General features: G+C 43.5%; 1 rRNA gene. It reads right to left on the reverse strand.

From position 1 onward, the window contains the following. Nucleotides 1-101: ribosomal RNA gene (locus tag JYB62_RS19760) — 16S ribosomal RNA — on the reverse strand; the annotation flags it as partial. Nucleotides 102-255 lie beyond the last annotated feature (154 nt).

Consider the following 255-nt stretch of genomic DNA (forward strand, 5'->3'; position numbering starts at 1 on the left):
TGCGCCACTCTCAATTACCCGAAAGTAATCTACCGTTCGACTTGCATGTATTAGGCCTGCCGCTAGCGTTCATCCTGAGCCAGGATCAAACTCTCCATTGTAAATTATCATTATATACACTGTCTATGTGACCGCCTGTTCAGCAAACCACATAAACCTTCCCTCGTCTTTCTCAGGTTATATTATTTTTTCGCCTTACATCACTTCAAAGAACTTGATGCCACTCATCTGTGGCCTCTGTCGATCTCTCAAAAC

This window comes from Algoriphagus lutimaris, from assembly GCF_017051705.1.
GTDB classification, from domain to species: Bacteria; Bacteroidota; Bacteroidia; order Cytophagales; family Cyclobacteriaceae; genus Algoriphagus; species Algoriphagus lutimaris.